The organism is Bacillus sp. FSL W8-0848 (assembly GCF_038007805.1).
Classification (GTDB): Bacteria; Bacillota; Bacilli; order Bacillales; family Bacillaceae; genus Bacillus; species Bacillus glycinifermentans.
Map to the genome: position 1 here is coordinate 459,221 of NZ_JBBOYB010000001.1, position 19,546 is coordinate 478,766.

At 47.1% G+C, this 19,546-nt stretch carries 18 protein-coding genes and 1 pseudogene; 11 read left to right on the forward strand and 8 right to left on the reverse strand.

Features of this window, described 5'->3' with window-relative positions:
* The first annotated feature begins 31 nt into the window (after window positions 1–31).
* Genes NSQ39_RS02375 through NSQ39_RS02390 form a run of 4 tightly spaced genes read left to right on the forward strand, consistent with a single transcriptional unit; the run spans window position 32 to window position 2,757 of the window.
* On the forward strand, window positions 32–601 hold the full coding sequence (locus NSQ39_RS02375; protein WP_175075204.1) for a UbiX family flavin prenyltransferase: 570 nt from the start codon (window positions 32–34) through the stop codon (window positions 599–601).
* 13 nt (window positions 602–614) lie between these two features.
* Window positions 615–2,036: a non-oxidative hydroxyarylic acid decarboxylases subunit C gene (locus tag NSQ39_RS02380; RefSeq protein ID WP_046130952.1), complete on the forward strand. Its 1,422-nt coding sequence runs from the start codon at window positions 615–617 to the stop codon at window positions 2,034–2,036.
* 19 nt (window positions 2,037–2,055) lie between these two features.
* Window positions 2,056–2,283 carry a non-oxidative hydroxyarylic acid decarboxylases subunit D gene (locus NSQ39_RS02385; protein ID WP_046130953.1) on the forward strand — a complete coding sequence of 76 codons (228 nt, stop codon included), beginning with the start codon at window positions 2,056–2,058 and terminating at the stop codon, window positions 2,281–2,283.
* A 15-nt stretch (window positions 2,284–2,298) separates the two neighbouring features.
* Window positions 2,299–2,757 (forward strand): pyridoxamine 5'-phosphate oxidase family protein, encoded by a 459-nt coding sequence (locus tag NSQ39_RS02390; RefSeq protein ID WP_046130954.1) that lies wholly within the window; start codon window positions 2,299–2,301, stop codon window positions 2,755–2,757.
* A gap of 34 nt (window positions 2,758–2,791) precedes the next feature.
* Here NSQ39_RS02390 and NSQ39_RS02395 read toward each other — a convergent pair whose 3' ends face one another.
* From NSQ39_RS02395 to NSQ39_RS02420, 6 genes are all read right to left on the reverse strand, one after another.
* Window positions 2,792–3,238, reverse strand: coding sequence for a hypothetical protein (locus NSQ39_RS02395; RefSeq protein ID WP_046133064.1), 447 nt, complete (start codon window positions 3,236–3,238; stop codon window positions 2,792–2,794).
* 643 nt (window positions 3,239–3,881) lie between these two features.
* Window positions 3,882–4,184 (reverse strand): DUF4176 domain-containing protein, encoded by a 303-nt coding sequence (locus NSQ39_RS02400; protein WP_046133063.1) that lies wholly within the window; start codon window positions 4,182–4,184, stop codon window positions 3,882–3,884.
* Between the two features lie 11 nt (window positions 4,185–4,195).
* Window positions 4,196–4,462 (reverse strand): hypothetical protein, encoded by a 267-nt coding sequence (locus NSQ39_RS02405; RefSeq protein ID WP_046133062.1) that lies wholly within the window; start codon window positions 4,460–4,462, stop codon window positions 4,196–4,198.
* 342 nt (window positions 4,463–4,804) lie between these two features.
* Complete coding sequence (locus NSQ39_RS02410; RefSeq protein ID WP_445662404.1) at window positions 4,805–5,806, reverse strand: ribonuclease YeeF family protein; 1,002 nt, start codon at window positions 5,804–5,806, stop codon at window positions 4,805–4,807.
* A gap of 73 nt (window positions 5,807–5,879) precedes the next feature.
* The gene (locus NSQ39_RS02415) at window positions 5,880–6,158 is read right to left on the reverse strand and encodes a YwqI/YxiC family protein (RefSeq protein ID WP_175075202.1); all 279 of its coding nucleotides are present in this window, start codon (window positions 6,156–6,158) and stop codon (window positions 5,880–5,882) included.
* Between the two features lie 14 nt (window positions 6,159–6,172).
* Window positions 6,173–6,559 carry a YwqH-like family protein gene (locus tag NSQ39_RS02420; protein WP_202049170.1) on the reverse strand — a complete coding sequence of 129 codons (387 nt, stop codon included), beginning with the start codon at window positions 6,557–6,559 and terminating at the stop codon, window positions 6,173–6,175.
* Between the two features lie 447 nt (window positions 6,560–7,006).
* On the opposite strand from NSQ39_RS02420, the gene NSQ39_RS02425 reads away from it, so the two are divergent.
* The 6 genes from NSQ39_RS02425 to mmsB all read left to right on the forward strand — a co-directional run bounded on the left by NSQ39_RS02425 (window position 7,007) and on the right by mmsB (window position 14,897).
* Window positions 7,007–8,005, forward strand: coding sequence for a substrate-binding domain-containing protein (locus NSQ39_RS02425; RefSeq protein ID WP_341014091.1), 999 nt, complete (start codon window positions 7,007–7,009; stop codon window positions 8,003–8,005).
* Complete coding sequence (locus tag NSQ39_RS02430; protein WP_046133059.1) at window positions 7,992–9,755, forward strand: cache domain-containing sensor histidine kinase; 1,764 nt, start codon at window positions 7,992–7,994, stop codon at window positions 9,753–9,755. The genes NSQ39_RS02425 and NSQ39_RS02430 overlap by 14 nt, the downstream gene beginning before the upstream one ends.
* Entirely contained in the window at window positions 9,746–10,933 is a 1,188-nt protein-coding gene (locus NSQ39_RS02435) for a response regulator transcription factor (protein ID WP_435868487.1), read from the forward strand. The genes NSQ39_RS02430 and NSQ39_RS02435 overlap by 10 nt, the downstream gene beginning before the upstream one ends.
* Window positions 10,934–11,058: 125 nt before the next feature.
* Window positions 11,059–12,138 (forward strand): multiple monosaccharide ABC transporter substrate-binding protein, encoded by a 1,080-nt coding sequence (chvE, locus tag NSQ39_RS02440; protein WP_046133057.1) that lies wholly within the window; start codon window positions 11,059–11,061, stop codon window positions 12,136–12,138.
* A gap of 4 nt (window positions 12,139–12,142) precedes the next feature.
* The gene (gene mmsA / locus NSQ39_RS02445; protein ID WP_046133056.1) at window positions 12,143–13,711 is read left to right on the forward strand and encodes a multiple monosaccharide ABC transporter ATP-binding protein; all 1,569 of its coding nucleotides are present in this window, start codon (window positions 12,143–12,145) and stop codon (window positions 13,709–13,711) included.
* Window positions 13,686–14,897 (forward strand): multiple monosaccharide ABC transporter permease, encoded by a 1,212-nt coding sequence (gene mmsB, locus NSQ39_RS02450; RefSeq protein ID WP_046133055.1) that lies wholly within the window; start codon window positions 13,686–13,688, stop codon window positions 14,895–14,897. Before mmsA ends, mmsB begins: the two co-directional genes overlap by 26 nt.
* A 65-nt stretch (window positions 14,898–14,962) precedes the next feature.
* Here the strand turns inward: mmsB and NSQ39_RS02455 are convergent, their stop codons facing one another.
* Together NSQ39_RS02455 and NSQ39_RS02460 are read right to left on the reverse strand one after the other, a co-directional pair.
* Window positions 14,963–16,234 carry an MFS transporter gene (locus NSQ39_RS02455; protein WP_046133054.1) on the reverse strand — a complete coding sequence of 424 codons (1,272 nt, stop codon included), beginning with the start codon at window positions 16,232–16,234 and terminating at the stop codon, window positions 14,963–14,965.
* Window positions 16,235–16,250: 16 nt separating this feature from the next.
* Window positions 16,251–17,168 (reverse strand): bifunctional helix-turn-helix transcriptional regulator/GNAT family N-acetyltransferase, encoded by a 918-nt coding sequence (locus NSQ39_RS02460; protein WP_046133053.1) that lies wholly within the window; start codon window positions 17,166–17,168, stop codon window positions 16,251–16,253.
* Window positions 17,169–17,463: 295 nt separating this feature from the next.
* On the opposite strand from NSQ39_RS02460, the pseudogene NSQ39_RS02465 reads away from it, so the two are divergent.
* Window positions 17,464–19,529: pseudogene (locus NSQ39_RS02465) on the forward strand (beta-galactosidase).
* Window positions 19,530–19,546: the final 17 nt, after the last annotated feature.

A 19,546-nucleotide genomic window follows, 5' to 3' on the forward strand; every position in this document is an offset into this window, starting at 1 on the left:
GAGGCATCACAGAAGAGAAAGGAGGACGCATATGAAGATCATTGTCGGAATAACGGGTGCAACGGGCGCCGTTTTTGGCGTGCGGATGCTGGATTGGCTGAATAAAGCCGGCGTTGAGACGCATCTTGTCATCTCTCCGTGGGCCGGCGCAACAATCCGGCATGAAACGGGGTACACCGTAAAGGATTTAGAGGCGCTCGCTTCTTTTACGTATTCCCATAAAGACCAGGGAGCCCGTATTTCGAGCGGTTCCTTTCAAACGGACGGAATGATTGTAGCTCCGTGCAGCATGAAAACATTGGCCGGCATCCGCACGGGGCTGGCGGACAATCTTTTGACCCGTTCGGCGGATGTCATGCTAAAGGAACGGAAAAAACTCGTTCTGTTAACAAGGGAAACCCCGCTCAACCAAATCCATCTCGAAAACATGCTTGAGCTGACCAAAATGGGGGCGATGATTCTCTCGCCCATGCCGGCTTTTTATAACCATCCCCAAAACTTGACTGAAATGGTCGACCATATCGTATTCCGGACGCTGGACCAATTTGGGATCCATCTGTCCGATGCAAAGCGCTGGGAAGGAATGAAACAGAAGACATAAGGAGGACAACAGAATGGCATATCAAGACTTTAGAGATTTTTTAAACACGCTGAAAAAAGAAGGACAGCTTCTTGAAGTTCAGGAAGAGGTGAAGCCGGAACCCGATTTGGGAGCCGCCGCACGCGCCGCCAACAACCTCGGAGACAAGTCGCCCGCTCTTTTATTCAACAATATTTACGGCTACAACAATGCTCAAATCGCGCTGAATGTCATCGGTTCCTGGCCGAACCACGCGTTGATGCTGGGCCTTCCAAAAGACACGCCCGTCAAAGAACAATTCTTTGAATTTGCGCGCCGCTATGACCAGTTTCCTGTCAAGGTGCAAAGAGAGGAGACGGCGCCGTTTCACGAAAACGAAATCACAGAAGACATCAACCTGTTTGACATACTGCCGCTCTTCCGCATCAATCAGGGCGATGGCGGCTTTTATTTAGACAAGGCCTGCGTTATTTCCAGAGACGTTGAAGATCCGGAACACTTCGGCAAGCAAAATGTCGGCATATACAGACTGCAGGTAAAAGGAAAAGACCGCCTCGGCATTCAGCCCGTCCCTCAGCATGACATTGCGATCCACTTGCGCCAGGCTGAAGAACGCGGCGAAAACCTGCCTGTTACGATTGCGCTCGGCTGTGAGCCGGTCATTACAACAGCGGCATCCACACCGCTATTATACGATCAATCGGAATACGAAATGGCAGGCGCATTGCAAGGCGAACCTTACAAAATCGTCAAATCAAAACTGTCTGATTTAGATATCCCATGGGGAGCGGAAGTGGTTCTCGAAGGTGAAATTCTGGCGGGCGAACGGGAGTATGAAGGTCCGTTCGGCGAGTTTACCGGCCACTATTCAGGCGGACGCAGCATGCCGATCATCAAAATCAAACGCGTCTACCACCGCAACAACCCGATTTTTGAACACCTTTATTTAGGCATGCCTTGGACTGAGGTTGACTACATGGTCGGCATTAATACATGTGTGCCGCTCTACCAGCAGCTAAAAGAGGCATATCCGAATGAAATTGTCGCGGTAAACGCGATGTATACGCACGGTTTGATCGCCATTGTCTCAACAAAAAGCCGCTACGGCGGATTCGCTAAAGCAGTCGGCATGCGCGCGCTGACAACTCCGCACGGCCTCGGCTACTGCAAAATGGTGATCGTCGTTGACGAAGACGTCGATCCGTTTAACCTTCCGCAGGTTATGTGGGCGCTATCGACGAAAATGCATCCAAAACACGATGCAGTGATCATCCCGGATCTATCCGTCCTGGCGCTTGATCCAGGTTCTGAACCGGCGGGTATTACCCACAAAATGATCCTGGATGCCACAACACCTGTTGCGCCGGAAACAAGAGGGCACTATTCACAGCCGCTCGATTCCCCTGTCAACACGAAGGAATGGGAAAAGAAATTAATGGATCTACTACATCGATAAGATAGGAGAGTGTTTTACTATGCATACATGTCCACGCTGTGATTCGAAAAAAGCGGAAACCGTCAGCAAGTCTCCGGTAGAAGGTGCATGGGAAGTCTACCAATGCCAGCACTGCTTTTTCACATGGAGATCATCAGAGCCTGAGACGATCACAAACCCGGAAAAATACAATCCGTCGTTTAAAATCGATCCGGCCGAAGTCGAAACGGCCGTCCAAGTTCCGGCCGTTCCGAAACGAAAATACTAAAGGCGGGTGTCCGGCATGCCATCTCAAATATCACGCGAACTGCTGGAGCTGCTGGACGGCAAAAACCTCGCTTCTAAACGGTGTGAAGCGATGATGCTGCAAACCGTCACAGAAGACGGCTGGCCCCACACCGCCATGATCAGCGCCGGCGAAATCCTCGCCCTGAACGAGACCGATGTCCGCCTGGCTCTCTGGCAAGGCACGAAAACAACTGCAAACATCGCCCGAACAGGCCGGGCGATGCTCGTCACATGCTGGAAAGGCAAAGCCCATTATGTCAGGCTGTCATTGTCCGAACTGCCCGAACTAAAAGATGCGAAACATCCGAGAGCACGATTTTCAGGCACCGTCGAAGCGGCCCGGGAAGACATCGCAAAATACGCAGACATCATCTCCGGGGTTCAGATTGAGTTAAAGGATGAGGCCGCCGTTTTAAAGCGGTGGGAGGAAACGCTGGAGGAATTAAGGAAATGAAGAAAAGGACCATGGTATGCCATGGTCCTTTCAATTATTTCTGCAGCATTTTATTCGTCACTTTATAAGCCAGGATACAGCCTATTGTGAGCAAAACAATGGCGATCAAAAGGATCACGAGCTTTTCAGCAACGGTATACATCGGCATGGGAAGGACAGCCCCACAGACGGCAAACAAGCCTCCAAAATAAAAAAACAGGATCAGCGGCTTTTTGTACTTTTTCCAAATGACCTGGTTGATCCCGTTTCTTTCAGGGTCTGCCGGATGTTTGCGGTCTTCATCTTTCATCAGTTTATTTAACAAGACATAAAAGATAAACGCGAATATCGTCGCTGAAATGATATTAAAACAGATCATAAACAGTTTTTCCCCCCAGCCCATTTCGGGGTTAAAGGGAATGGTGATAAGGGAACCGCACACGAAAAACAGATAGACGCCAAAGATCGCTTTGTTTCTCGGTTTTTGTAAAAATTTGCGCATTTCTATCTCTCCAGTCTTGAATTTGATTTAAACTCTAAAAATAAAATGAAGAATTGAAGATAAAATATAGAAGATCACGATACTTATAATTCCTTTTCCGAGCAGGTAAAGAGCGAAATATAGTTTTCTTAAGAACCAGTTATATCTTTGAAGACGTCTGCAAACAAAATAACCGGTACCTACAAGAAGGAAAACGAATAGATTTGTTATTTTTTGGGACGGATTTTCAGGGTTGAGATAAATCATTTTTTCATATCGTTCACATGAGCGTTAAATATTCTTGTTTTTAACATATGATTCAATTAACAACATAATTTATATTGACGGTTGGCAGAGTCCTCGTATGTATCTGGTTTAAAATTTCTTTTAATTTCAGGAATTTAGTACCTCTGCTGTTCAAAATCAGCATAAAGAGAAAGCATCCCGGTGGAGATGCTCAGTCTTTCATTATCCTATTCAAAACAATGTAGATTAGAAAGGCGAAACCTGTGGCTGAAAGAAAATTAAAGCAAAGTATAAATATCTTTCCTCTAAAATCAAGTGCTGGAATCACTAAAGTTGAAGCAGTAATGCCAAATAAAAAAATAAGATAAACAATAAGAATAACCTTATTCCTTCGCTTTATTAGGAATTTAGACAAAAGTTACACCTCATCAGCGTCTGAAGGTTTTTTTCGTTTTTTGTTTAGTTTTTTTTGCATCATGATTTCTTCATCATTGATAAAACCTTCAAATAATACCTCTTCAATCATGTTATGATTGAAAAATAGATTGAATTCTTCGGTAATATTTCCTTCAGGGTATGGTACTGAAACGTAATCAAAATTTTTTTTGCTTGAAGATTGAATTTGATCGCGGCCGTACACCATTACGGCTTTTTTAATGTTTTTTAGTTTGACAATGCTGCCAATTGGCAGCCACTTATATTCTTGCTTAACTTCTGTCATCTAATAGGCTCCTAACGTTGTCGTTTTTTCTTAGCTAGATGAGGATGTTTTTTAAGTAATACTTTTTTTCTGTAGATATGCAGACATAAAGGTATCACTAAGAAAAAGAAAGATATTTGTAATACACAATCCATGAAAATTTTAATTGGCATATGCTCTTGAGTTGTTAGTACAGTTAAAATTATTAGCATACATAACCAAGCAAATGGTCCCAACAATGAAGCAACAATGATTGCTGAATTTATTCGTTTTGCAAAAAAATCAGTATCATTCGTCATCTTGACTCTCCTATTCTTCCTCTAATTTAGCCCCAAACTTGAATGATAAACCGACGCCATCTGCCGCATAGATTTCATTTTCCAAACCGACACTGCCCCCAACCCCTACACTTCCTATAGAAACACCTAAACCAACATAGGGATCTATATCAATGTTGAACCATTCTTTTAACGGTTCATAACCAAACCAATTTAAAGGATTTACGGTTATCTCAGCCTCAGCAACACTTGCTTCGCCTCCTATGGAAGCAGTGTATTCGGAAATGTTTGCATTTGCCTGCGCATGACCAAATTTGGCTTCAAAAGAAACTGGGGATTTTTCATGTCCAATTTCTGCGTCTATTATATCACTTCTATTTTTGAACCGACTGTTTCTCCAGCTAAAATATATTTTGGTGTATCTTGAAGTTTGGGGATTGTGGTGGTGAACTTCGCATCTATTGCTTTAAAGGAAGTAGGCTTTTCGGACATCCCTTTGTCTCTAAATGCTTTATTTGTGTCGAATAAGCTTAACTCGCCTTTAATTGTTAATCCCCCATCTACTTTTACAGATCCATACACATTACCTGCTCCATAGAATCCTAAAAGACCGCTCTTATCATATGTATATTCAATTTTTTCATTTTTCTTTTTTGAACTGCTTTTAACTTCTTTTTCATCTTCAGAAGATGTTTGATCACTGTTTTTTATGATCTTTTCCAGCATTCGTTGCATTGGGCTATCGTCAATCCCATCTATTGTTGAACTGTCGCTCGTTTTACTCTTTTGTGCCAATACCGACCCGCTCTGATAATCCTGAATCTCAATCCTCGGCCCCGTATACATCTTCTCCAGCTGCTCGACATACTGCATCATCGTGTCCAAATCTTGCCTCGCCGCTTCCAACGCTTTCGTCTGTTCACGGTCAAAGGTGTGGAGCTTTTCGAGCGTGTCGCTGATTTGTCTTTGGGCTTTTTTGGCGTTTTCGTTGACGGCGGTGTCATCTAAGGTGGGGAGGCTGACAATGTGGCTGACTGTGGCGGCTGTCTGATTGGCTTTTGCCGTCAGTCTTGCTGTCAGCGATTCAGCCTGGCTGACGCCGTCATGGAGTTCGTTTTCGAGAAAGCTCTGTGAGATGAATCCGTCTTGGTTGGGTTCCAGGGAATGAAGCGCACTTTTCGTCTTTTCTAAAAGTCCTTTATAGTCGGAAATAAAAGATTCATAAAAAAGAAGAAAAGTCGTGTGGCACTCTTCATAGAAGGAACGGATCGCTTCGCCGCCTGCGCCTTTTAAAGCGTCGTCGAGAGAGGTGATGCCTTTGACGCTTTGCTTGACTTTTGAAATGTCGTCTTTCTGATTTTTCAATTCTGAGAGCGTTTGATCAAGGCCTTTTTGAAAGGCCTGGACATCTAATGTTTTCAATGCGATTCCCTTCCTTCTATTTTGCTTTCATCGATGATGCCAGCTTTTTGTCTGTATCTTTCACCATCTCTACGGCTGATTCGGTTTGGGCGATTTGTTTTGAGAGCGCTGAAGCGTAGGCTGTTGTCAGCTTTTTTAAGTCTTTGTTCATGTCTTCGATTTTGTCGGCGACATCGAGCTTATTTTGGCCTTTAATGTCCGTCGGAACACTTGGCTTGAGCGCGTGTGCCGAATGCTTCAGCTTTGAGAGTGCTTGTTTGACTTCACCAGTTTTGACTTTGATTTCTTGGCTCATGTTCTCAGACTCCTTTAGTGGTGAGCTTTTTTCGCTTCTTTTTCCAGCTTTTCAATCTTTGTATGAAGTGAGCTGATATCTTTGCCGAGCGAGTCGATTTCGCTGTTTAATGATTTGATGCCCTCGTTTAATTTTTCAAACAGATCATCAAATTGTTTACCGCAAATATCGTCATAGGCTGATTTCATATCATTTCTGACGTCTTTAAAAGAGTCGGCAAGACTGCCCTGCCACGTTTTCGCAGAAAGTCCTGGCTTTTTGATGCTGCTTTTCGAATCGTTAAATTCCTCTCTTACGCCTTTCAGCTCGGTTTCGCAATTTTTCAGCTGTACCAGCTCTTCTTTTTTGATGTTGAGCGTGCCTTGCATGGTAAATAGCTTCGTTTTTTCCCAGATGATCATGATCTGCCACCTCCTAATGACTTGATTCAAATGGCATATTGGTAGTTATTCGAAAAAGGACCTTTTTAATGTTACTACATGGTATAAATAAGTTGAATAGGAAAAATGAACCGTTACCATGACCCTGAAAATCGCGTGTAATATGGAAATGCTGAAACTTCCAGTAATCTGCACTCTATCAACCAATGTATAGACCTTAAGACCTAGTCCTTCTGTTATGATATTTATTTACTTTTTCGAGAAATTTAAGGTTGTGTTAAGAAAAAAATGGCCGAACAAGGTTTTTCACCCGAAATGTCAAATAGTTTAGGTGTTTCATATACACAAAGAGGAAAAAGGGGACAAAGACTTCTCCAACGTCTGTATCAGAAGCTATGGAAAATATAATGCTGAAATCGAACCGTTTGAAACCGCTGTCTTGTTTCCTGTATCAACAGGGGGATGAAGATGAAAAAGCTGCTGATGGTATATGCGGTCTTGCTTTGTTTGTTTTTTGTTTATGTCTACAATTATTCCCGCGGCGAAAAAGCCCCTTCAGATGAAGGAGGCGGGCTTTTAACAGGAAGTCTGTCGGAAAAGTTCGTGATGGTGACGTTTCAGTCCGGGATTGAATATTGGAAAAGCGGTTTGAAAGGCTTTGAAGATGCTGCACAGCTTTTCAATGTGTCTGTCGAATACCGAGGTGCGGCTCACTATGATGCCCATGAACAAATGACCGTGCTGGAGCAGGTGATCGCCAAAAAACCGGCGGGGATCGCGGTTTCGGCGATTGATCCGAAGGTGCTCGATTCCGTTATCAATAAAGCGCACGAACAGGGGATTCCAATCGTTCTTTTTGATTCAGACGCTCCGGGGAGCAATGCTTCGACGTACATCGGCACGAATAACAGGGAAGCCGGCGCCGAGGCCGCCCATAAAATGGCGAAGCTTTTGAAAGGAAAAGGGGAAACGGCCGTGATCACCCAGCCTCATCAATACAATCATCAGGAAAGGACGAAGGGCTTTAAGAAAACGATCGAACAGAGCTATCCGGAGATGAAGGTTGCTGCGGTTCTCGACGGAAAAGGGGATGAACTCGCTTCGAAAAAACAGGCTGAAGCATTATTGAAGAAAAATCCGCACATTAAAGGGATTTTCACGACTGAAGCGAATGGCGCCAGCGGGGTGGCACAGGCTGTGAAATCCGCCGGATTGACAGGAAAAGTCAGCATCATCGGCTTTGATAAAGACAAAAAAACGCTGGACGGCATCAAAGATGGATCGATTGCCGCAACCCTCGGCCAGGACACGTGGCAGATGGGCTACTGGTCGCTTCATATGCTGTTCCTTTCGAGCCGCCATTTCCCGCCTGGCATGAAAACCGCACGCCCGCTTCCGTCGTCGATCGATACGGGCATTACGATTATCACAAAGGAAAATGTAGAATCCTACTATGCGAATGATTAAGCTTGCGATCAACAATGCACCGATCCGCTATAAGCTGATCAGCCTTTTGCTTTTGATCAGCATGCTGCCGTCGATCGGTCTTGGCATTCTGTCGGGGTGGGCGGTTGAAAGCATCATCGAAAAACAGGTGATCGACCATACGCTGCAATTAATCGGCGAAGTGAATAAGACGACAGAGGTCTATGTCAGCCACATGCAGAACCTGACATATTTGATTTCGACGAATGACGAAATGGAAGCGTTTTTTCATCATCAAAAAGAAGACGGTGAAGCGGATTATATGCGGCGGACGTTTTTGCAGGGGCTGACTTCTTTATACTCTGAAGCGGCGGGCATTCTCGTTGTCAATGACAGAGGGGACATGATCAGCAATGAGATGTATGAACGGACAAAGACCGATTTGACGGAGGAGCCGTGGTATCGGGAGGCCGTGAAGAATGAAGGGATTTTCAAGATGATCGGAAAGCCCGTTAACCGGAATATCAGAAGCCATGTCGGCTACGGGGAAGACGAAGTCGTCACAGCCGTCAGAGCCGTGATCGATCCAGAGACACAGCGTGTCAAAGGCGTCATTTTAATCGATCTGAAGCTGAGGGTGCTCGCTGAAGCGACGAAAAATATCCGTTTGGGAAAAACGGGTTATTTGCTGATTATGGATGAAAACGGCGGCAATATTTATTCACCGGAATCTTCGCAGCTGTTTTTGCCGAAGAAGTGGTTTCAAAGGAAAAGCTCGGGGGACTTTACGAAGCGGATCAAAGGAGAGGAATATCAGTTTATTTATGAGACTTCCGGTTTTACGAACTGGACGACGATCGGCGTCTTTAAAACGGGTGAACCGGTCTTTGAAGTGAAGGAAATCCACTTATACGTAATGCTGTTTTTGCTTACGGCAGCGTTTTTGGGAATAACGGCTTCCTATTATTTGTCCCATTCGATGTCAAAGCCGATTTTGAAGCTGAATTCTTTTATGCAAAAAGCAGAAGGCGGAGACTTTTCGACGCTTTACGAAGAGGACAGGCAGGATGAAATCGGCCTTTTGGGAAGAAGCTTCAACAGCTTGATGCTCAGAATCAAAGAGCTGATGACATTAACCGAAAGACAGGAGCGGCAAAAACGGGAGGCTGAATTAAGAGCTTTGCAGGCGCAAATCAATCCCCATTTTCTATACAACACCCTGGATACGATCAACTGGATGGCGAGAAAAAAAGGTGCGCATGAGGTGACAGATTTGGTGCAGGCTTTATCAAAGCTGTTTCGCATATCGTTAAGCAAGGGCCGGGACATCATTCCTTTATCGGACGAATTCGCCCATGTTGAAAACTATTTGAAAATCCAAAAAGCGAGATACCGGGATAAGCTGAATTATTCGATTGTTCCGCCTGCAATAGAGGGTGAGCGCTTTATCCTCAAACTCGTCCTTCAGCCCATTGTGGAAAACGCGATTTATCACGGCATTAAAGAAAAGAAGGAGCCGGGGCATATCAGCATCAAAGGAGAGGAAGCAGACGGCTGTCTGTTCATACGCGTTGAAGATGACGGAGCCGGAATGGATGTTTCTGCATTAGCGCGTATTTCCAGACAGTTGAAAATGGGGGGAAGCACGGCAGGCTACGGAATGATCAATGTTCATGAACGGATTCTCCTTACTTTCGGGGAGCCGTACGGTTTAACGGTCGAAAGCCAAAAAGGAGCGGGAACCTCCGTTACAATCCGGCTGCCGATTTTAAAAGGGAGTGAATGCACTTGAGTGAAGAATGGCGCGTATTAATTGCTGATGATGAGCCTTGGATCAGGGAGGGGATACGCGATGCCGTTTCATGGGAGCGGTACCGCATGGAGGTGGCGGCTGAGGCGGAAAATGGAGAGGAAGCCTTTGAGCTCGCCCTTAAACATTCGATCGATTTATTGATCGTCGACTTGAACATGCCGACCGTAAACGGTTTGACGCTGATGAAGAAGCTGCGCCAGGCGCTGCCGCTGTGCCGGTTTGTCATCGTGACAGGCTATGATCAGTTTTCATACGCCCAGGAAGCGATTCGTTTACAGGTCGATGATTATTTGCTAAAGCCTGTGGAACCGGGCCAGCTCGACAAAGTGCTTCAGAATATCAGCAGCTCGCTTGCCGCCGAAAAAAAGAAGCAGCGCGACCAATTGCATATTCAAAAAAATCTCAGCCTTTTGAAAGAGCATGTGTTTCAACATTGGGTAAAAGGGCAGATTCGCGAAGAGGAAGTCTGCGCACAGCTCGAGAGCCTCCGGCTTCCGCCGCGGATACCGGACATGCTCGGCGTCGTCAGCACCGGGAATGTTTCGATCAAGCCGAATCATGTGAAAGAAAAAGCGGAACGTTTTTTCAAGGAAGAGTCTGAAGCAGCCGTTGTTTTCGGAGACGGTCATCTTGTAGGAGTTTGTTTATGGCGCATCCTGACGGAAAAAGAACAGAGGGCGTTTGAGGAGATGATGAAGAACGGGTTGCAGTCCGGTGTTTCCTCCTGCTTCATCAATCTTGCCGAAAGGGAGCAAACCGTACCTGAAGCATATCAATTTTGCAGGGAACAGGCGGCACGGTCTTTCAGGGGATCACCGGTTGTGGCCCGCGCCAAGGAATATATGCAAGAGCATTTTGCTGAAAGGGATTTTTCTTTAATGCAGACGGCAGATGCCTTGCAAGTCTCGTCCGTCTATTTGAGCCGGATGATGAAGCGTGAGCTCGGGATGACGTTTGTGCAGCTGCTGACGGAGATGCGCATGCAAAAAGCGGTTCACCTTTTGAAAACGACGTCATTGCCGATTCATGATATCGCAGAGCAAACCGGGTATGATACACAGCACTATTTCAGCACCGTTTTTAAAAAAACGATCGGGGTAACGCCGAATCAGTACCGCCGTATGTCGGGAATTGAACAAACGGGTAGAAAATCATAATGTAAGCGCTTTAAAAAAGTCTGATTTTTATAAAAATAGTTAATTAATTCAAAAGACGGATATTGCGGGAAATGGTACAGTTGGCTTGATTCACGATGGGAGAAATGAAAAGGGGGATATGAAGCGTGAAGAAATGCTGGCTGTTGACTGCATTGCTGTTGCTTTGTCTAACGGTTGCCGCCTGCTCGGGCAATCAGGCGAGCGGAGGGAAAGAGAAAGGCTATGTCGGAATTTCGATGCCGACGAAATCTTCGGAACGCTGGGTGTATGACGGGAAGTACATGGTGAAAGAGTTTGAAAAGCTCGGGTATAAAACGGATCTTCAATATGCGGAAGACGTGGTCGAAAACCAGGTATCACAAATTGAAAACATGATTACGAAAGGCGTCAATGTCCTCGTGATCGCTTCGATTGACGGGGAAGCGCTGACAGATGTCCTCGAAAAAGCGAGCAAACAGGATATCAAAGTCATTTCTTACGACAGACTTCTCATGAACAGCGAACATGTCGACTACTATGCGACATTTGACAATCACAAAGTCGGCGAGCTTCAAGGCAAATATATCGAAGAAAAGCTCGGCTTAAAAGACGGAAAAGGCCCGTTTAATATTGAACTATTCGCCGGATCGCCCGACGATAATAATGCGCACTTTTTCTTTGACGGTGCCATGTCTGTTTTGAAGCCTTATATCGATTCCGGGAAGCTGAAGGTCTTAAGCGGCCAGACCTCGTTTGAGCAAGGAGCAACATTAAGATGGGACGGCGCGACCGCCCAAGCGCGGATGGACAATCTGCTGAGCGCCCATTATACAAAGGCGAAGCTGGATGCAGTGCTTTCGCCGTATGACGGGATCAGCATCGGTATCATTTCATCGTTAAAGGGAGCCGGCTACGGAACGGATAAAAAGCCGCTGCCGGTCATCACCGGACAGGATGCAGAGCTTGCTTCGGTCAATTCGATCATGAAAGGCGAGCAGACGTCAACGATCTTTAAAGATACGAGAGAGCTGGCGAAGAAGGCCGTCGAGATGACGACATCGGTCTTAAAGGGCAAAAAAGCCGAGGTCAATGATACAAAGACGTATGACAACGGAAAAAAAGTCGTCCCGTCTTATTTGCTTGAGCCTGTCGTCGTCGATAAAGAGAACTACAAAAAGGTTTTGGTCGAAAGCGGTTACTATAAAGAATCGGAATTAGGGAAGTGACGTCATGCCGGATGTCATTTTGGAGATGAGAGGCATCACAAAAGAGTTTCCGGGCGTCAAAGCGCTTAAAAGTGTTAACCTGCGCGTCAAATCGGGCGAAATCCATGCGCTGTGCGGGGAAAATGGCGCCGGAAAATCGACGCTGATGAAGGTGTTAAGCGGCGTATATCCTTACGGAACGTATACAGGTGATATTTTATACAAAGGGGAAGTCTGCCGGTTTAAGAATATTAAGCAAAGCGAGGAAGCGGGAATCGTTATCATTCACCAGGAGCTTGCGCTGATTCCTGAGCTTTCCATTGCGGAAAATCTGTTTTTAGGAAATGAACAGGCAAAAAGAGGGGTCATCAACTGGCGGAAAACAAAGCAGGAAACGCTCGAATTGATGAAAAAGGTCGGCCTTCATGAATCGCCCGACACGCTGATTTCGCAAATCGGCGTCGGAAAACAGCAACTGGTGGAAATTGCGAAAGCGCTCGCTAAAAAAGTGCAGCTGTTGATTTTGGATGAGCCGACTGCCGCTTTGAACGAGTCAGACAGCGAGAATTTGCTTCAGCTTTTATTGGAGCTGAAACGGCAGGGGATTTCCTCGATTATGATTTCTCATAAATTAAATGAAATTACGAAGGTAGCGGATTCGATTACAGTGCTCAGGGACGGTCAGACGATTGAAACCCTTGACGTGAAAAGCGGAGAATTGACGGAAAACCGGATCATCAAGGGCATGGTCGGCCGTGAACTGCAAAACCGCTATCCCGATAGAAACGCACGTATCGGTCAGGTCATATTTGAAGCGAAAGACTGGACCGTCCATCATCCTCTCAGGCAGGAGCGGAAAGTCGTCAAAAACGCCAATCTGTCCGTCAGAAAAGGCGAGATCGCAGGGATCGCCGGATTGATGGGGGCGGGCAGAACAGAGCTTGCCATGAGCATTTTCGGCCGCTCTTACGGGAAAAACATTTCCGGCACGCTCACAAAAGACGGCCGGGAACTAAACATCAAAAATACCGAGGATGCCATCAAAAACGGCATCGTTTATGTGACCGAAGACCGCAAAGGAAACGGCCTGATATTAATGAACAGCATTAAAGAAAACATCACCCTTGCAAAACTGGAAAGAGTGTCTCACCGCATGGTGCTGGATGAGCGGAAAGAAAAGCATGAAGCAGAAGATTTCCGCAAAAAATTAAACATCAAGACGCCGTGCGTGTATCAGCAAACGGGAAATTTAAGCGGGGGAAATCAGCAGAAGGTCATGCTGAGCAAGTGGATCTTTGCAGAGCCCGATATTTTAATTCTCGATGAACCGACACGGGGGATTGATGTCGGCGCCAAATACGAAATCTACGCGATCATCAATCAGCTGGCCGAGGAAGGAAAAGCGGTGATCATCATTTCATCAGAACTTCCCGAACTGCTCGGAATGTGCGACCGGATCTATACGATGTGCGAGGGTGCGATCACTGCGGAATTTGCCAAAGAAGATGCCGACCAGGAGCGGCTGATGAAATACATGACCATCCGCACGGAGAAAGGGGGAGAGGCGTATGCAGACACCGGTGCAAACCGATAAAGACCGGGCGCAGCCCGGATACCTTCAGCTGCTGGCCGCCATGTATAAACAGAATATCAGGAAATACAGCATGGTGATTGCGCTCGTATTGATCATGCTGCTCTTTCAAATCTTGACGGACGGGATATTGCTCAGGCCGTTGAATATTACCAATCTCGTATTGCAAAACAGCTATATTCTTATTTTGGCGATCGGCATGATGCTTGTCATTATCACAGGACATATCGATTTATCGGTCGGTTCGGTCGCCGCATTTGTCGGCGCCGTATCAGCGATGATGATCATCCAGAATGACATGCCGCTTTCTGCCGCCGTCGTGCTGTCGCTTTTATTGGGAGCCGCGATCGGCGCCTGGCAGGGCTTTTGGATCGCTTATGTGAAGATTCCGGCATTTATCGTCACGCTCGCGGGGATGCTCCTGTTCAGGGGGCTGACGATGATCGTTCTTGAAGGCAAGTCGATCGCGCCGTTCCCCATTTCTTTTCAAAGGATGGCCTCGGGTTTTATCCCGGACTGGCTGAACGGAGGCATGCTTCATCTGACGACAATCGTTATCGGGATCGGGGTCTCTGTGTTTTATCTTATATATCAGCTTCAGCAAAGAAGGATGCAGAAAACATATCAATTCGACATTCAGGGAAAAGGGCTGTTTGCCGTCAAAGTATTGTTTATCATCGCGATCATCAATCTGTTTACTTATATTCTCGCAACCTATGAAGGCATTCCGCTCATTTTGGTCACGCTGTTTGTACTGATTGCGGGCTATACCTTTGTCATGAAAAAAACGGTCGTCGGACGGAGAATCTATGCGATCGGCGGGAACGAAAAAGCTGCCGAGCTGTCCGGAATCAAAACGAAACGGCTGACGTTCCTCGTCTTTGTCAACATGGGAGTCTTGGCCGCGCTTTCGGGGCTGATCTTTGCAGCGCGCTTAAATGCGGCAACGCCGAAAGCGGGGAACCTGTTTGAGCTTGATGCCATCGCGGCCTGCTTCATCGGCGGCGCCTCAGCCTACGGCGGAATCGGCACGATCGGCGGGGCGATTATCGGCGGCCTCGTCATGGGCGTCATGAACAACGGCATGTCCCTGCTCGGCCTCGGCATCGACTGGCAGCAGGCTATTAAAGGGCTCGTTCTTCTCGTTGCCGTCGCTTTTGATATATACAATAAAAATAAAGTTTCATAATGAAATCATTTAATTGCAAAGTAAAAACCTGTTTTTGATAGGGCAAAAACAGGTTTTTATTATGATCAGTTTTGCTCGATGGACGTTGTTTGATTTTCCGGTATCCGGTTCACCTTTTGCGGTTCGGGCAGCAAGATGTTCAAAATGCTCGCTCCCGCCAAAATGATGATTGACAAGTAGAAGGACGGATTGTAGCTGCCTGTCTGGCTGTACCATACACCGGGCAGATAAGCCCCGAGCGCCGAGCCGATTTGATGGCTGAGAAACAGCCAGCCGAGAATAAAGCCGACAGAATACTGTCTGAAATACTGCGTGGCGAGCATTTGCGTCGGCGCGACAGTCGCAAAGTCGACCAGGCCGAACAATACCGCGAACACAAGAAGGAGCAGCGGCTGATGGCTTGTCAGCAGAATGACAAGGGACAGCGCCCTCACGGCGTATAGAAAACAGAGGATTTTTCGGCTGCTCCAGCGGTCTGCGACAACTCCGGATATTAAAATGCCGATGATGTTAAATCCGGCCAGCAGGCTGACGGCGGCACTGGTGACTTCGGTTGAAAAGCCGTGATCATGAGAAAAAGGGATCAGGTGCGTATCCATTAATCCGGTTGTCGTAAACCCGCAAATGAAAAACGGCAAAATCAGAAACCAAAATTTTTTGTTCAAAAAGACGGCCCGGTACGGAACTTTTTTCGCCTTGCCGGATGGTTCGTCTTTCGTTTCTTCCGCATTGGCGCCGCCGATCGGCAGCAGGTTTTTTTCTGCCGGTTCGTTTCGTAAAAACAATAAAACGATCGGAAACACGATCAGGATTAAAAAGATTCCAAGGACGATGACGGTCACCTTCCAGTTGAACCAGTGAATCAGCATTAAAGACCCCGGCACAAGAAGCATCTGCCCCGCGCCGAACCCCGCTTCCATAATCCCGAATGCAAGTCCGCGCTTCTCATTGAACCAATTGGTCACAATAACGGTTGAAGCGACATTTGACGCTCCACCGACCCCGAGCGAAGCGATGATCCCGTACAAAATAAACAGCTGCCAAGGGGCGGTGACGAGATATGTAAAAAAGATGCTCAAGCCCACAAGGAGCGTGCTGAAGGATAATACGATCCTCGGGCCGAACTTGTCGACCAGCCTGCCGATCAAAGGCTGTGAGGCCCCATAGACGATAAAGCTCAGCATGGAAATAAGCGAAATGGTGCCCCTGTCCAGCGAAAATTCTTCCTCCCACGGCTGAATAAAGGCGCCGAAAGAAAGGCGGACTCCCTGAACCGCCAACAGCGTCAAAAATGTCACAAATACGATAATCCAAGCGTAGTGTAATTTTCGTTTCATAGCTCCTCCCATTTCATCAGGCTAGTTCAATGTCCCAGCGTTCTTCTTGAAGGCGCTGCCCCCATAACGGCGCCTCATCCTTGACCTCGGTCAGTCTGAATCCGAATTTTTCATAAAGAGGGCGCGCTTCAGCCATTGAGCTGACAGTCCAAAGAAAAATCCGTTCAAATTTCATTTCTCTGCAATAATCCATGAGCGTTCTGAGCAGGCTGCTGCCGATTCCCCTGCCACGAAAAGCGGAATCGACCAGGAACCATCTGAGCTGTACGGTGCGGTCATCGTGTTTGACGAGCCCGACGCATCCGGCGAACCTCCCGGCGCTTTCGGCGATCCAAATCTTTTCGATGTCGGCGTCAAACGTCTCGAGAAGGTAGTCCAAAAATGTATGGTCCCACCCGTGCGCCTCTTTATAAAATAGCCGCTGTTTTTCAATGATCATCTTGATATCGTCTGAAATATAGTAGTCTCTTATCGAAACGGCAGATTCTTTAGGCGAGAGCTGCTCCGACAATATGCATTCAATCGTCTCCATCGCGGCAGCCAGTTTTTCCTGGCTTTTAGCGTCTACATGCTCCAGCATATATTCAATTTGCTGGTTTGCTTTTGCCTCGAGCTTTTTATAAATGGTTTCGCCGAACCCGGTTAAATACAGGTAATGGTTGCGGCTGTCTTCTTCGCTTTTTTCCTTATAAAGCATGTTTTCCTTTTCAAACCGTTTGATGATTCTGCTTACATATCCGCGGTCAAGGCCGAGCGTATCCTGGAGGATCTTGGCCGTGCAATGGCTCGTATTTTTGATCTCAAATAATATCCGCGTTTCCGTTAGAGAAAACGGGCTGTCATAAATATGTTCATTCAGAAAACCGAGCACATTGGTGTAAAATCGATTGAACTTTCTGAATTCTAACGTGATGGAACGGTCGACTTCCGTCATATGAAAACCTCTCTCTCGTTAAATCGTTGCTTTAGTCAATTATAATATAATAGTTGCTTTAGTCAAGTATATGCCGAACCGGAATTTGTTGATGATAACAATTATAGAATATATTTTACAAATATTCCATAAAATCCAGATCGGCAGGCAGGAAAGAAGCGGGAAAGAATCGTATATAATCTAACAAATGGACGATCCCGGCAATACACGAACCTTTATATTAAAATCGTTTAACGTAGCGAGACGCCGCTGTCATCACGTTCTATGAAAATGAAGACGAAAGGATGAAATGCGGATGGTTACATCATTTCCCCCGATCAGCCCGAAAGTTCCCCGATTGCTGCATGGAGCCGATTATAATCCGGATCAGTGGCTCAATTACCCGGACGTATTAAAAGAGGATTGAAGCTGTCCCGCTGCAATGTGATGTCTGTCGGGATTTTTTCATGGGTTTCCCTTGAACCTGAAGAAGGACGGTTTACGTTTGACTGGCTTGACCGCGTGTTGGATGCTTTCAAGGACAACGGCATATATGCGTTTTTGGCCACGCCGAGCGGCGCCAAACCTGCATGGATGTCCAAAAAGTATCCGGAAGTGCTCAGAACGGATGCGAACAGGGTGCGGAGCCTTCACGGAAAGCGGCATGCCCATTGCTACACCTCGCCTGTCTATCGGCGAAAAACGGCGGTGATCAATGGCAAGCTTGCCGAACGGTACGCTCATCACCCGGCTGTGATCGGCTGGCATATTTCCAATGAATACAGCGGAGAATGCCACTGTGATCTGTGCCAGGCCAAATTCAGGGAATGGCTTCTGGCGAAGTACAAAACGCTCGATCAGCTGAACCATGCATGGTGGACGGGATTCTGGAGCCATACCTACACAGATTGGGACGAGGTTGAATCCCCGGCGCCCCACGGCGAAGACGCCGTTCACGGCCTGAATTTGGACTGGAAGCGCTTTGTCACTGATCAGACGGTTGATTTTTGCCGCCACGAAATCGCCCATGTCCGCTCCTTTCATCCTGAACTGCCCGTCACGACGAATTTCATGGGAACATTCCCGGGCCTGAACTATTGGAAGTTCGCCGATCTGCTTGACGTCATTTCGTGGGATTCCTATCCGGCATGGCACAACAATCGGCAGACAGACAACGAGCTGGGGGCGGAGATCGCTTTCGTTCATGATATCAACCGTTCCTTAAAAGGCGGCAAACCGTTTATGCTGATGGAAAGCACGCCGAGCATGACAAACTGGCACGACGTCAGCAAGCTGAAGCGCCCGGGCATGCATGAGCTGTCCTCATTGCAGGCGGTCGCCCACGGCTCTGATACCGTCCAGTATTTTCAATGGAGAAAAAGCCGCGGATCGAGCGAGAAGCTCCACGGTGCCGTCGTCGATCATGAGGGCTCTGAGCATACGCGCGTCTTTCAGGATGTGAAAAAGCTCGGTGAAAAGCTGGACAAGCTTGATGAAATCGCCGGTACGACGGCGGAACCGGAAGTTGTGCTTATTTTTGACTGGGAAAACCGCTGGGCCCTGGAAGATGCCCAAGGTCCGCGCAATATCGGTCTCCACTACGAACGGACGGTTAAATCGTTTTACCAGCCGTTCTGGCAGGAGGGGGTTCCTGTCGATGTCATTCATATGGACGGCGATTTTTCGAAATATAAACTGGTGATCGCACCGATGCTTTATATGCTGAAACAGGATACTGCCGAACGGATCGAGCGGTTTGTCCAAGAAGGCGGCACCTTTGTCGCGACATACTGGTCGGGAATTGTCGATGAAAACGATCTGGCTTTCCTCGGAGGCTTTCCCGGTGGTCTGAGAAAGATGCTTGGCATCTGGTCTGAAGAAATCGATGCCCTTCACGACGGGCAGAAGAACGCAATCGTCATGGACGCCGATAATCGGCTCGGGCTCAGCGGACGCTATGAAGCGGCTGAACTTTGCGACTTGATTCATCTTGAAGGCGCCGAAGCGCTCGCCTTTTACGAAGAAGATTTTTACGCGGGCCGACCTGCTCTCACCGTCAATTTGTACGGAGCGGGGAAAGCCTACTATATCGCATCGAGAAATGAAACGTCTTTTCAAAAGGATTTCGTTTCAAAGCTCATCGAAGGAACCGGAATCGCAAAAGTGCTCGATACAGACCTTCCGGACGGGGTGACGGCCCAGATGCGTACAGACGGCAAGCATGACTATATTTTTCTCTTAAACTTTACAGAGGAAAACGAAAACGTAGCCCTCCCGGATGAGGCGTTTACAGATGTGCTGAAAGGAACCCGCAAGAAGGGAACCGTTAAGTTGCCGCCATACGGAACAGCCATTTTGCGCCGGAGCCATCGTGCGGAATAAAAAGTCCGGAGAACGAT